The organism is Caballeronia sp. dw_276, assembly GCF_018449635.1.
In the GTDB taxonomy this organism is placed as follows: domain Bacteria; phylum Pseudomonadota; class Gammaproteobacteria; order Burkholderiales; family Burkholderiaceae; genus Caballeronia.
Genome location: NZ_JAAVUV010000007.1, coordinates 22806 through 35989 on the forward strand (window position 1 = coordinate 22806; position 13184 = coordinate 35989).

Here is a 13184-nt window from a genome sequence, read left to right on the forward strand (position 1 = left end):
CCAGGGAACGCCATGGCTCAAGCATCCAATCAGAAACTCGAAGGTCAGGTCGCGCTCATCACCGGCGGAAGCTCCGGGATCGGATACGGCGTTGCGCTTGCGCTCGCCGGGGCCGGTGCGAGTGTCGCCATTAATTACCACTCTCACGGCGAAGAGGCTGAAGGCCTCGCCAGCAAGATCGAACAGGCTGGCGGCCAGGCCTTTGCGATCAAGGCCGACGTCTCGAACGAAGCTGACATCGATTCCATGTTCGACGCACTCATCAAGCGCTTCGGCACGGTCGATATCGTGGTCGCCAACTCGGGCCTGCAAAAAGACGCCAGGTTCACCGACATGACGCTCGCCGACTGGAACGCCGTGATGAACGTCAACCTCACCGGCCAGTTCATGACGGCGCAACGGGCAGTGCGCGAATTTCTCCGGCGCGGGCCGCGTCCTGTGTCGAAAGCACTGGGCAAGATCATCTGCATGAGTTCCGTTCACGAGATCATTCCGTGGGCCGGACATGTGAACTATGCGGCGTCGAAGGGTGGCATCCAGATGATGATGAAATCGCTCGCGCAGGAGGTCGCACCGCACAAGATCCGGGTGAATTCGATCGCCCCGGGCGCGATAAAAACGCCGATCAACAAGGCCGCCTGGGACAATCCCGAGGCGCTGAAAAAACTGCTTGAACTCGTGCCCTACGGTCGCATCGGCGAGGCGGAGGACATCGGCAACGCGGCGGTCTGGCTCGCATCGGACGACAGCGACTACGTGACCGGCACCACGCTCTTCGTGGATGGCGGCATGACCTTGTATCCGGGGTTCGCTGACAATGGCTGACCCGCGCGCGCAAGACCCTCACGACGACAACCCGGTCAAGACCAATCCGCCCACACCGCACGGCATTCCTATCGATGCGCACGGTTTGATCGGCAACATGCGCACGACTGCACTCGTATCGACACAAGGCGCGATCGACTTCATGTGTTTTCCACGCGTCGATTCGCCGACCATCTTCGGCGCGCTGCTCGACGAGAAACGTGGCGGCGCCTTCAGCATTGCGCCGGCATTCGAGATCGCGCGCACCAAGCAGATGTACCTGCCCGAGACCAATGTGCTACTGACGCGCTTCATGTCGGGCGATGCGGTGTGTGAGCTGGTCGACTTCATGCCCGTTTCAAAAAACGATGAAGAGGAGAAAGGCGACTCGAATTGCATTGTCCGAGTAGTGCGCGCCAAGTACGGCGACATGTCCGTGCGCGTGCAGTGCGCGCCGCGCTTCGACTACGCCCGTGGTAGCCACGAGGCGACGCAGGCCGATGAAAACAGCATTCGTTTTGCGGTTTCGGGCAAGAACGAAACCCTGATGCTTGCTTCGACGATCAAGCTCGGTATCGATAAAAACGATGCCTTCGCGCAGTTCAATCTCAAGGAAGGCGAGACGGCATGCTTCGTTTTCGGCGCGGAATCGGAGCTGGCTTGCACCGAACTGCAGTGCAAGGAAGCGCTCTCGGACACCATCGATTTCTGGCGTGCGTGGTCGGCGAAATCGACGTATCACGGGCGATATCGCGAGGTCGTGATGCGTTCCGCGTTGTTGCTCAAGCTGCTCAGCTCTCGCGAGACCGGCGCGATTGTCGCCGCGCCCACCTTCGGCATGCCCGAGACGCCCGATGGCGGCCGCCGCTGGGATTACCGCTACACGTGGATACGGGACGCCGCGTTTTCCGTCTACGCCCTGCTGCGCCTGGGCTACACTGGTGAAGCGCGCAACTTCAAGAACTGGATCGCCGAGCGCAACAAACAATGCGACTCGGATGGATCGTTCAGGGTCATGTACGCCGTCGATGGCGAGGAACCGCCCGACGAGGAAGCGGTCGATACGCTCTACGGCAGCGGTACCGAACCGCCTTTGATCGGCAACGGCGCGCGCGACCAGACCCAACTCGACGTGTACGGCGCGCTGCTCGATGCAATCTATCTCTACAACAAGTACGGCGAGGCCATCTCCTACGATGGCTGGCAGCACGTCACACGCACAGTCAACTTCGTGGCTAAAAACTGGCAGAACGCGGATCAGGGCATCTGGGAATTTCGCAACGGCGGCAGACCGTTGCTGCATTCCAGGTTGATGTGCTGGGTCGCACTCGACCGCGCGATACGCCTCGCGCAAAAGCGTTCGCTGCCCGCGCCTTTCCAGGACTGGAACGCTGTGCGCGATGCCATTCACCTGGATATTTACACCAACTTCTGGAACGACGAGATCAAGAGTTTCGTACAGACCCCCGACTCGAATACGCTCGACGCCTCCACGCTGATGATGCCGCTCGTGCGCTTTATCGGACCGAAGGATCCGCGCTGGCTTACGACGCTCGACGCGATCGGCAATGAGCTAGGCGTCGACCCCTTGATCTTCCGGTACACGCGCGGCGATTCCCTCGACGGCCTTCCCGGCGAGGAAGGCGGCTTCAGCGCGTGCTCGTTCTGGTATGCAGAGGCGCTCGCTCGCGCGGGCCGCGTGGATGAAGGCCGGCTCGTGTTCGAAAAAATGCTGGCCTACGCGAATCACGTTGGGCTTTATTCGGAAGAGGTCGCCATCAGCGGGGAGGCGCTCGGAAACTTTCCGCAAGCGCTCACGCATCTGGCTTTGATTAGCGCCGCATTCCAGCTTGACCGGAGTCTCGGCGGCGAACATCCGCAATGGTCGTAGAAACACACAAAGGGTACTGATGAAGCAGATCAAAGTGGACGTCGCCGTCATTGGCGCGGGAACGGCGGGAATGGCCGCTTATCGTGCGGCACGCGGTGCGGGCAAAGAGGCGGTGATCATAGAAGCCGCCGAATTCGGCACCACGTGCGCGCGTGTGGGCTGCATGCCGTCCAAGCTCCTGCTGGCCGCAGCAAACGGCCTGCACGACGCGAAGGATCAAGCGGCACGAGGCATAGAAGGTACGCATGATCTAGAAGCCAACGGCGAACACGTGCTCGCTTATGTGCGCAAAGAACGCGATCATTTCGTCAAAGGCGTGCTGGAGGAAATCAGTTCGTTTCCGCCGGAAACCGTGATTCGCGGACGCGCGCGTTTCGAGTCGCGTAACGTGTTGATCGTGGATGACACAACGCGTATTGAAGCCACAAGCGTGGTGATCGGGACAGGTTCGGCATCCGCCATTCCCGACGACTTCAAAGTCTTCGGCGAGCGGCTGATCACGAGCGACGACGTCTTCGATCTGAAGACCTTGCCCAAGCGTTGCGCGGTTTTCGGCGCGGGCCCTATTGCCCTGGAAATAGGCCAGGCATTCTCGCGGCTCGGCGTGGACGTTTTCATGTTCAGCCAGAAAAACCAGGTGGGCGCGCTTACCGATACCCCGGTGCGCGAGGCCTTGATCAAAGCACTGCAAGACGAGTTCTACCTCGACCCGGATGCGACCGTCCACGAGAAAACCATGCAGGACGGTGAACCCACCCTGCACTTCAAATCACTCGATGGCAGCGATCGCACCGAGCGTTTCGATCTCGTGCTCGTCGCGACCGGCAGGAAACCCGCGCTGAGCAGTCTGCATCTCGAAACCACGGGTATCGAACTCGACAAGAAAGGCGTTCCCGTCTTCAACGAGAACTCGATGCAATGTGGCGACAGCAACATCTTCATTGCAGGCGATTGCGACGGTACGCGCCCGTTTCTCTCCGACGCCGCCGACGAAGGCAAGCTCGCGGGCGACAACGCAGCCAACTTCCCCAACGTGCAGAGCGTCAAGCGCAAGGTGCCGTTTTCGCTGGTGTTTTGCGAACCGCAAGTGGCGATCGTCGGCGCGTCTTATGACGATCTCGATAAACAGTTGACGGTAACGGGCAGCGTCTCTTTTGAAACGCAGGGCCGCAGCCGCGTGATGAGGCAAAACCGCGGATTGCTGCATGTCTATGCGCACGCGAAGACCGGCAAGCTGCTCGGCGCTCAGGGCTGCGGCCCGGCCGTCGAACATCTGGGTCATCTGCTCGCGTGGGCGCTGCAACTGGATTTGACGGTCGAAGACATGCTGAAGATGCCGTACTACCACCCGGTCGTTGAAGAAGGCTTGCGCACGGCGCTTAAGGAAGCAAACAAGAAGTGCTTCGAAGAACGCGCGGAAAAAGCGCCGGAGCTGGCAAGCGCCGTCGGTTGCTAAACCTGTAGAACGCGTCTGGAACGCGCCCACGGGGCGAAAAAAAGCCCGCTTGAACTCAGCGTTCAAACGGGCTTTTCATTGCTGCGAGAACTGGAACGATCTGGGTCTAAAAGGCCCGCTTACATTGCATATTGCAGGGCAAGGTCAAAACCGAGCACGACCATCGAACAGAAAATGCCGAGCAGTAAATTTCCTGCACGATGCGCCACGTCATGATGCTTCGTTAGCATGGCAGCTGCCATGAATGCGATCTCGACCACAACCTGCATCACGAAAACGGCCAGCATGAGCGCAAACTCATAACTCATCGCGCTGAAGTCCGTAAAGTTGAGCCCGTGAACCGCGACCCACGAACCTACACGCCAAAGCTCATAGACCGCCAACACTAACGGGAACAGATAACTGAACACGTAAGTCGGCATTGTTGCATGACGCAATTCCACGTGGAAATGACGAGTTGTTTGCATCTGGCTCTCCTTGATCCTGGCTTGCCACCGGCATCGCTACCGGCCTAGGTTTAACCTAATGAGTATTCCAAAGCGGCTTCGCTGACTTCGTCATCTACTTACTAATTAAGACGGAGACATGAACGTCGTGCTTTGAGAATAGGCCAAATTCAGAAGAATCGAATCATCGTATTCCCCATGTCCTTGCCTCGTATGACGCTGGCGGTCGACATGTTGCAACGCAGCTTAATAAAGCACCTACAGACGTTGGTTCACTGCTGCGTTTTATTCAGGCGTCCTCGTTACTGTACAGCTTGATGATCGCGGAGAAGTCGAGTCCGCCCAGGCCCTGCATGCTCATCGACTGGTAAAGCTGTTGCGCAAGTGCGCCAAGCAGCACCGGCTGTTTCACCTGACGCGCTGCATCAACGGCAAGCCCCAGGTCCTTCAGCATCAGGTCGGCGCCGAACCCCCCGGTATACCCGCGTGACGAAGGCGCATTCGGTAATACGTTAGGGTAGGGATTACACGTATCGGCACTCCAGCAACGTCCGGTCGATGTATTGATGATCCCGGCAAGCTTGTTCGGGGCGATTCCAAGCGATGCACCCAGTTGCATGGCTTCGGCCACGCCGATCATCGAAATGCCGAGCAGCAGGTTATTGCAGATCTTCGCAATCTGTCCCGTGCCCGTATCACCGCACTGCACCATGTTCTTGCCCATGCCCGCGAGCACCGGCTTGAGCGTTTCGAACAACTCAGCATTGGCTCCCACCATGAACGTGAGCGTGCCGGCCTGCGCGCCGCCCGTACCGCCGGACACGGGGGCATCGGCGAACGGATTGCCTTGTTTTTTTGCGCTTTCGCCAACCAGGCGCGCAGTTGCCGGATCGATGGTGCTGCTGTCCACCAACGGCACGCCGGAGCGCACGCCGGCGAGCACACCATCGTCATTCAAATAGACGGCTCTGACGTGCGCGGCAGCGGGCAGCATGGTGATCACCACCTCAGCGTCGCGAACTGCTTCACGCGGCGATACGGCGGTCCGCGCACCGGCATCGACCGCTGTCTGCAATGCCGTCTCCGACAAATCGAACACCGTCAGCGCATGCCCTGCTTTCAGCAAGTTGGCGGCCATGGGACCACCCATGTTGCCGAGTCCGATAAAACCGATATTCATCGCGAGTCTCCTGATTATTGTTCTGCGAAAAATGCTTAGCGAAGCGAAATGGTCGTGTTCACGCCATCGTTGACGGTCGCGTCGTCGAACCAGCGCGACGTGACCGTTTTCGTTTGCGTGTAGAACTGCACGACCTGCTTGCCGTACGGGCCGAGATCGCCAAGCTTCGATCCGCGCGAACCCGTGAAACTGAAGTACGGGACCGGAACCGGAATCGGGATATTGATGCCGACCTGACCCACGTCGATCTCGCTCTGGAACTTGCGCGCCGCCGCGCCGCTTTGCGTGAAGAGGCCAACGCCATTGCCCATCGGATTGCGATTGACGAGCGCGATGGCGTCGTCGAGCGTGGCTGCTTCCAGCACGCAGATCACCGGGCCGAAGATTTCCTGTTTGTAGATGGTCATGTCGGTCGTGACGTCGGAGAAGACCGTCGGGCCGATGAAGTTACCCTTTTCATAGCCCTTCACTTCCACGCCGCGTCCATCCAGCGACAACGTCGCGCCTTCGCCCACGCCCGTCTCGATCAACCCCAGAATGCGCTCCTTCGCCGCGCGCGAAACAACAGGCCCGACATCCGTGTTCGCTTCCGTGCCGCCGTTGATCGACAGGCCACGCGCGCGCTCGACCAGGTCCGGCAACCAGTCCTTCGATGCCCCCACGAACACCACCACCGACGTCGCCATGCAGCGTTGCCCCGCCGCGCCGAATCCCGCGCCGGCCAGTGCGTTCAGCGTTTGCTCCTTGTTTGCATCGGGCAGGACAACCGCGTGGTTCTTTGCGCCCATCATGGCCTGCACGCGCTTGCCGTGCTGGCTCCCGAGGTTGTACACGTGCGTGCCTACATGCGTCGATCCAACGAACGATATCGCCTTGATATCGGGATGCGTGCAGATGGCATCGACCACGTCCTTGCCGCCGTGAACCACGTTCAACACACCCGCCGGTACGCCCGCTTCGAGCGCGAGTTCCACGAGTTCCATGGTCGACAACGGGTCCTGTTCCGACGGCTTCAGCACGAACGTATTGCCGCAGACGATCGCCATGGGGAACATCCAGAGCGGGATCATGGCGGGGAAGTTGAACGGCGTGATGCCCGCGCATACGCCTATCGGCTGACGCAACGTGTAGGTGTCCACGCCGCCCGCCACGTTCTCCGAGAATTCCCCTTGCTGCAACGTGCCGATGGAACAGGCATGTTCGACGACTTCGAGGCCGCGAAAGATATCGCCTTCGGCGTCGGCCAGCGTCTTGCCTTGCTCGGCCGTCAGCGTCTGCGCGATGCGTTTCATGTTCTGGCGCACGAGGTCCTGGAACTTCAGCATCACCCGCATGCGCACACCAAGCGATGTCAGCCGCCACGTCTTGAAAGCATTTGCAGCCGATGCCACGGCGGCATCGACTTCGTCTTTTGTCGCGAACGGTACGCGTCCGACGACTTCCTGCGTCGCCGGATTGACGATGTCGCGCCACTCATTCGTGTTCGATTCCACGAACTTGCCGTCGATCAGCAACTTGGCCGTGCGTGCGGATGCGGTGTGTTCGGCGAGCGCCGGGCGGTCAGCAGCGGTATTCATGTGGGAGTCTCCTAAAGAAACGGGCGTGGAAACGGAGACGCGGACCATTGCAGCGGGTATACCCGTGCAGGTCGCTGAGCGAACGTCGTCTCCGTTTATTTGAATGTAGTCGGCTCGGGGAAAAGAAACCGCCGAACCGATAGCGTTCAGTATAGTTATGCAAATCTCTACGAAGTATCAATAGAAATACCCATCCGATATGCAAAAAAGCACGCCGCCGAGTGCAAACAGCCTGCAGAACCTGAACTGGGACGATTTACGCTATTTCCTCGAAGTCGCCCGGACGCAGCGTGCAAGCGGCGCGGCCAAGCGCCTGGGCGTGGATTACACGACCGTCGCGCGCCGCGTGCGGGCACTGGAAGATGCGCTGGGCACCCTCCTCTTCGATAAATCCCGCAGCGGCGGTTTCATCCTCACCGCCGAAGGCCAACGCCTGCTCGCCTACGTCGATGCAATGGAAACCACGGTTCAGTCCGCAACCGAACACATCGCCAATTCAGGACATGCGTTGTCCGGGCACGTGCGCGTGGGATGCACCGAGGGCTTCGGCTGTTTTTTCCTCGCGCCGCAACTCGCGCGCTTCCAGGACATGCACAGGCAGATCTCCATCGACCTGTTGCCGGTGCCGCACTTCGTGAGCTTGTCCAAGCGCGAAGCGGATATTGCGGTGACCCTCGAGCGCCCTGAACACGGCCAGACCGTCTACACCAAACTCTGCGACTACCGTCTGCGTCTCTACGCGACGCGCGAATACCTCGAACAACATGAGCCCGTGGATCGAGTCGAGGATCTGAGGACGCATCGCTTCGCAAGCTATATCGATGACCTCGCTTTCAGCTACGAGCTTCTCTATCTCGATCGCGCCATTCCGGGCGCTGTTTCCAACTGGCGCAGCACGAGCGTGATCGCGCAATATCACGCCGCGTTGCAAGGGCGCGCGCTCGCCATCCTGCCGTGTTTCATGGCCGCGCAAGATCCGCGTCTCGAAGCCGTACTCGCCGATGAGATCGTCGTCACGCGTGCGTTTTATCTCTCCTGCCGCGAAGATTTGCGCAAATTGAAACGCATCACGGCCGTGTGGGATTTCCTGCGCACAGTGGCCGAATTGAACCATCCGCTGCTCATGGGAGAGGCCCGCGAGATGCTATGGAGCGAAACAGCGCGCCCCTGAATTTCGCATTTGTTCAGCAACCCTTATATATGAGATACGCATTCGGATAACTGGCGCATAATCGTCCGCCCATAAGGCCTTTCGCCGTAGCCCCGCTGCGGCGTTTTCACATGGACGTGACTTTCATTTATCTCAATTTCAACATTCGAACACGCGCCAGTGTTTCTGTTTCGATGAGCGTTTTCTCTTCTTCGCGCGCGTCGCGCCCGGTGCGCTGATGGCCTTCGTAATCTGGTCGAGAAGGACCATGTCGAATCAGCGCGTGCGGTTCGTCGAAGCACGCACGGTTCGCACGATGGTGATCATTGCCGTCATCGCGATGATCCTTGCTGCGCTCGCGCTCGGCATTGCAATCGGCGCAGCAACTGGCAACACGCATGCAGCCGAAGAAAAAGCACAGGCTGAGCGCCGCTCCTACGAAATCGACGAGCTCGGCAAGATCAGTGCAACGCTCACGCATCTCGAACCCCGCGTGGGCCAGCTCGTCACGCAAGTCAACGAACTTCAGGACTTCGAAGCGCAGTTGAAGGCGTCACGGCGCGCGGCCGATCGTCCGGATATTCATGTCGTGCCGCCGCTGCCGGATAACGACGACGAATCGCCGCTCGACAGCGCCGGCGGACCTTCGTTGCCCCCGCGCCGCTCGGCTGGGAGCGCCGCTGCGAGCCCCCCGCGCTCTGCATCACGACCCGCACCGGCAAGCGCAGCCGATGTCGCCGAAGGCGGTCCGGCCCTGCCGGCACGGCTTTGCGATGCCCAGCGCGCCACGCAAACCGGCTCGGCGCCGCAACGCCTGCGCCGCACTCAGAACGCGCTCGATTGCCTCGATGCAACGCTGAACAAACTCGACAATGCCGTTCTCGCGCACTACGCCTCGTACATGGCGTTTCCCGGCCGCCAACCGGCGCCGGCTGCACGGGTTGGCTCGCCGTTCGGCAACCGCATCGACCCGTTCAACCAGCATCTGAGTTTTCATCCAGGGATGGATCTTGTCGCCCCGTCCGGAACGCCCATCTTCGCGAGCGCCGGCGGCCGCGTGATCCAGGCGGGACTGCACGGCGGGTATGGCAATGCCATCGATATCCAGCACAGCACCGGCATGGTGACGCGCTACGGACATACGTCGAAGATATTCGTCAAGGCCGGCGATCTCGTGATGCCAGGCCAGAAGATCGGCGAGATCGGTTCCACTGGCCGCTCGACCGGACCGCACTTGCATTTCGAAGTAATCGTCGACGGAACCCAGGTCAATCCCAAGCACTATCTCGCGCTCTTCAAGCCGACTTCCAATGCCGCAAGCTGATAAACACCGGGCGACGCATCGCCTCACGCGCCGCACCTACTCGCTCACGTCGCGCCGGGGGCCCAGCTGGGCCATGATCATGCTCGGCCTGCTAGCGGCAGCATGCGCCGCCGCGGCGCTCGCAGCCGCGGGTTTTGCGCTTCTGACATCGCGTGAAAACAGCAAGAAAGCCGACGCCCTGTGCGCACCGCCCATGTCCGAGCGCGAAATTCGCGAACAACTTGCAAAGGCGCGCATTGCGCTCGATCACGAGGTCGCGACGCGGCTCGTCTTGCAGCAACAGGCAACCGAAAGCGCCGCCGAGATTCACCAGATGCGCACCGATCTCGCGTTCATCAAACGCCAGCGGGACAAATCCAACTAGAGCAGCCAAGCACCGGCTCGCGCGCTGCGTGCGGCCAGTATCTAAATCGAAATCGCAATCCAGACCAGAAAGGGGTCATCCATGTTCAAGGCAAAAAAAACCACCGGCGTCAGTCAGGCCAAGCTGGCCACGCTGATTGCACACGACGTGCAGATCGCAGGCAATCTCGAATTCAGCGATGGGCTGCGCATGGACGGCCACGTGAAGGGCAACGTGACCGGACGCCCAGGCGAGCAGACACTGCTGGTGGTCAGCGACCAGGGATCGATCACGGGTAATGTCGTTGCCTATGACATCGTGATCAACGGGACCATTACCGGCGACGTGACCGTGGAGCATTTCGTGGAACTGCAATCGAATGCGCACGTAAATGGCAACATTTATTATCAGCAATTGCGCATGGATGTGGGCGCATCAGTGGAAGGCAAACTTACAAAACGCGACAACACGCTGGCGCCAGTCGAGACGCCCCGGCTCAGTTCCGAAATGACATCGGATTATTCGAATAGCTAGGCTTTGGTTTTCCAGGCCGGCAACCCCGCCGGCCGCCGGATGAGCGGCCCCGCCCAGGGCACGTTCGCAAATCCGCTAAGATTCATGGAAGTTCCGGCGCCGGCCGCGTCACGCGTCAGTATTTGAGCGAGGCGGGCCGGGCCGGTTTCGTTACCGTGAGAAGGGCAGACTACATGCTGGTCAATTGCGCGGCCTATCAAGATGGCCGCAAGCTCGCCGATGTCCCCATCGACGATATCTCTGCTTACCGGGATGTCCCCGACTGCTTCGTGTGGGTTGCGCTGAAAGATCCAGGTCCCGGCGAACTCGCGCACATGACGCACCAGTTCGGGTTGCACGAACTCGCGGTGGAAGATGCCCAGCACGGCCATCAGCGCCCGAAGATCGAGGAATACACGGATTCGCTCTTTTGCGTGCTCCATACGGTCGAACTCGACGCCGAGAACGAACTCGTGGTCGGCGAGATCAATGTGTTCGTCGGCGAAAATTACGTGTTGTCGGTGCGCAACCGGACCAGCCAGGGCTTCCAGGAGGTGCGCAAGCGCTGCGAGCGCGAACCGCATCTGCTCAAGCACGGGCCTGCATTCGTGATGTACGCCCTGATCGACAACGTCGTCGACCGCTATTTCCCCATTCTGGAAGCGCTCGGCTCGGAACTCGATGAACTCGAGGAACGCATTTTCGAGCGCAATGGCTCTGCGGAATCACGAGTGATCATCGAAGATCTGTATTCGTTGAAACGCCGTCTGGTCCTGCTTCAACATCACACCGCGCCCTTGCTGGAAGCGGTCAGCAAGCTGTACGGCGGTCGTGCACCAGGCGTATGCAGCGGCATGCAGGACTATTTCCGCGACGTCTACGATCATCTGCAGCGCATTGTGAAGACCGTCGAGGGGCGCCGGGAAATGGTCGTCACTGCGATTCAGGTCAATCTGGGCCTGATTTCGCTGGCGGAAAGCGAAGTAACCAAGCGTCTGGGGTCTTTTGCAGCGCTTTTTGCCGTTCCGACCATGATCGCTGGTATCTACGGCATGAATTTCCACAAGATTCCGGAACTGGACTGGTCCTATGGTTACCCGGCCTGCATCACGGTGATGCTGATGGTGGACGTGTTCCTTTACTGGCGGTTCCGCAAGGCGGGCTGGCTATAACGGTATAATGGCTCTTTCGATGCTTGGAAGGCGGCGTGATGTGAACCTGGAAGTGCGAGCCGCTCAGGTTCGAAAACCACGTCAGCGTTGCAGCATCGGGAGGCGGGGCCTCCGGCGACAGCGGAACTTTTTTCTGATTTGCTGTCTAACTTGCATAGTGCGCTTTGGCGCAGCGTGTTCGCCACGGCAGCAGCGATCCACCCGGCATTTCAGCGCAGTTTCTGGCTGAATGTCATCGCCCCGGCAGTGCAGGCTTCGCATCGAAAACGCGGCCCGGCACTCGTCTTCAGAGTCGTCTTCAAAGTTTAAACAGCAGCGACGTCGGCGGATGGCTTAGTCCATGCGTTATATCGTGTATGACTTTCGGTATTGCGCGCATTACCCCGGCGTTCTTCGACACCTACAGCCCGGCGAAACGGCTGCACTCCGTGTGCGCCGTGCGCTATTTTTTGCTCGTAACCGCTGATCGACCGCGAGTGCTGAGGCGCTGCGACCGGCTGCAAGCGGGGTTTTACGCATCGAATGCACTATTTCGAGGCGCGGGCGGGCGCAATACAGGAAATCACGGAATATGAAAGAACTGGTCAAGCCGCTCAAGACGTACAAGGGTTACGAGATTCATCCGCTGATCTATCCGCGCGGAGCACGTCAAGGCGCAGCGGTCCGTGCAGCGGATACGGGTTACGAAGCATCGGTGCGTATCTGCCGCGCGCCGCCGGCTGGCGAGGAAGTCACGGGCGAAAGCCGCGTGTTCCGCATCGAGCAGGACGGAAGTTTCGAAAATGGCGGACAGGCTCGACGGGCCTGCTTGTTGCATGCGGAAAAATTGATCGATGGACAGATCGACGGCCAGACTGTTGCAGATCTGTGACTATCGGTGATTGTTAAGCAATAAAAGGCATCGCGGTTGCATGCGGGTCTCGCATACAATCGCATCGAACGACGAATTTAGGAGCTTTATATGGCGAAAGAAGAGTTACTCGAGCTGGACGGCATTGTTGATGAAGTGCTTCCCGACAGCCGCTACCGCGTGACGCTGGACAACGGCGTGGTCGTGGGCGCGTATGCATCGGGCCGCATGCGCAAGAATCACATCCGGATTCTTGCAGGGGATCGCGTGACGCTGGAATTGTCGGTGTATGACCTGACGAAAGGCCGGATCAACTTCCGGCACAAGGACGAGCGCGCTACCGGCGGCGGTGGACCACGTCCGCAAATGCGTCGCCGCTAAAACCGGACGTCCTGGATAAGGCACGCATCAGCGCGCCGTGGACTCTGGTAGAAAACGCAGCAACGCCGAGAGCAAGGCTTCGTCGGCGCCGCCGCTG

The 13184-nt window shown here is 59.7% G+C and carries 13 protein-coding genes; 10 read left to right on the forward strand and 3 right to left on the reverse strand.

Annotation, left to right across the window (positions count from 1 at the left end; translation table 11 throughout):
• Window positions 1–12 precede the first annotated feature (12 nt).
• Genes HB633_RS16080 through HB633_RS16090 form a run of 3 tightly spaced genes read left to right on the forward strand, consistent with a single transcriptional unit; the run spans window position 13 to window position 4151 of the window.
• Window positions 13–825 carry an SDR family oxidoreductase gene (locus HB633_RS16080; protein ID WP_213779141.1) on the forward strand — a complete coding sequence of 271 codons (813 nt, stop codon included), beginning with the start codon at window positions 13–15 and terminating at the stop codon, window positions 823–825.
• The gene (locus HB633_RS16085) at window positions 818–2695 is read left to right on the forward strand and encodes a glycoside hydrolase family 15 protein (RefSeq protein WP_255580954.1); all 1878 of its coding nucleotides are present in this window, start codon (window positions 818–820) and stop codon (window positions 2693–2695) included. Before HB633_RS16080 ends, HB633_RS16085 begins: the two co-directional genes overlap by 8 nt.
• Before the next feature lie 19 nt (window positions 2696–2714).
• Window positions 2715–4151: a dihydrolipoyl dehydrogenase gene (locus tag HB633_RS16090; RefSeq protein WP_213779142.1), complete on the forward strand. Its 1437-nt coding sequence runs from the start codon at window positions 2715–2717 to the stop codon at window positions 4149–4151.
• 119 nt (window positions 4152–4270) lie between these two features.
• Here the strand turns inward: HB633_RS16090 and HB633_RS16095 are convergent, their stop codons facing one another.
• From HB633_RS16095 to HB633_RS16105, 3 genes are all read right to left on the reverse strand, one after another.
• Window positions 4271–4618, reverse strand: coding sequence for a hypothetical protein (locus HB633_RS16095; protein ID WP_213779143.1), 348 nt, complete (start codon window positions 4616–4618; stop codon window positions 4271–4273).
• Between the two features lie 268 nt (window positions 4619–4886).
• A complete protein-coding gene (mmsB, locus tag HB633_RS16100; protein WP_213779144.1) occupies window positions 4887–5777 on the reverse strand; it encodes a 3-hydroxyisobutyrate dehydrogenase in 891 nt (296 codons plus the stop codon).
• A gap of 35 nt (window positions 5778–5812) precedes the next feature.
• Window positions 5813–7354, reverse strand: a complete 1542-nt coding sequence (locus HB633_RS16105) for a CoA-acylating methylmalonate-semialdehyde dehydrogenase (protein ID WP_213779146.1) — start codon at window positions 7352–7354, stop codon at window positions 5813–5815.
• A 199-nt stretch (window positions 7355–7553) separates the two neighbouring features.
• Here HB633_RS16105 and HB633_RS16110 point away from each other — a divergent pair, with 199 nt between their 5' ends.
• The 7 genes from HB633_RS16110 to infA all read left to right on the forward strand — a co-directional run bounded on the left by HB633_RS16110 (window position 7554) and on the right by infA (window position 13087).
• Window positions 7554–8525, forward strand: a complete 972-nt coding sequence (locus HB633_RS16110; protein WP_213779148.1) for a LysR family transcriptional regulator — start codon at window positions 7554–7556, stop codon at window positions 8523–8525.
• Window positions 8526–8742: 217 nt separating this feature from the next.
• Window positions 8743–9828: a M23 family metallopeptidase gene (locus HB633_RS16115; protein WP_213779149.1), complete on the forward strand. Its 1086-nt coding sequence runs from the start codon at window positions 8743–8745 to the stop codon at window positions 9826–9828.
• Window positions 9815–10192 (forward strand): hypothetical protein, encoded by a 378-nt coding sequence (locus HB633_RS16120; RefSeq protein ID WP_213779150.1) that lies wholly within the window; start codon window positions 9815–9817, stop codon window positions 10190–10192. Before HB633_RS16115 ends, HB633_RS16120 begins: the two co-directional genes overlap by 14 nt.
• Before the next feature lie 81 nt (window positions 10193–10273).
• Window positions 10274–10705 carry a polymer-forming cytoskeletal protein gene (locus tag HB633_RS16125; RefSeq protein ID WP_213779151.1) on the forward strand — a complete coding sequence of 144 codons (432 nt, stop codon included), beginning with the start codon at window positions 10274–10276 and terminating at the stop codon, window positions 10703–10705.
• Window positions 10706–10878: 173 nt separating this feature from the next.
• Window positions 10879–11856, forward strand: coding sequence for a magnesium/cobalt transporter CorA (gene corA, locus HB633_RS16130; RefSeq protein WP_213779497.1), 978 nt, complete (start codon window positions 10879–10881; stop codon window positions 11854–11856).
• A 580-nt stretch (window positions 11857–12436) separates the two neighbouring features.
• Window positions 12437–12727 carry a hypothetical protein gene (locus HB633_RS16135; RefSeq protein WP_213779498.1) on the forward strand — a complete coding sequence of 97 codons (291 nt, stop codon included), beginning with the start codon at window positions 12437–12439 and terminating at the stop codon, window positions 12725–12727.
• Between the two features lie 90 nt (window positions 12728–12817).
• Window positions 12818–13087, forward strand: coding sequence for a translation initiation factor IF-1 (infA, locus tag HB633_RS16140; protein ID WP_050382773.1), 270 nt, complete (start codon window positions 12818–12820; stop codon window positions 13085–13087).
• Window positions 13088–13184 lie beyond the last annotated feature (97 nt).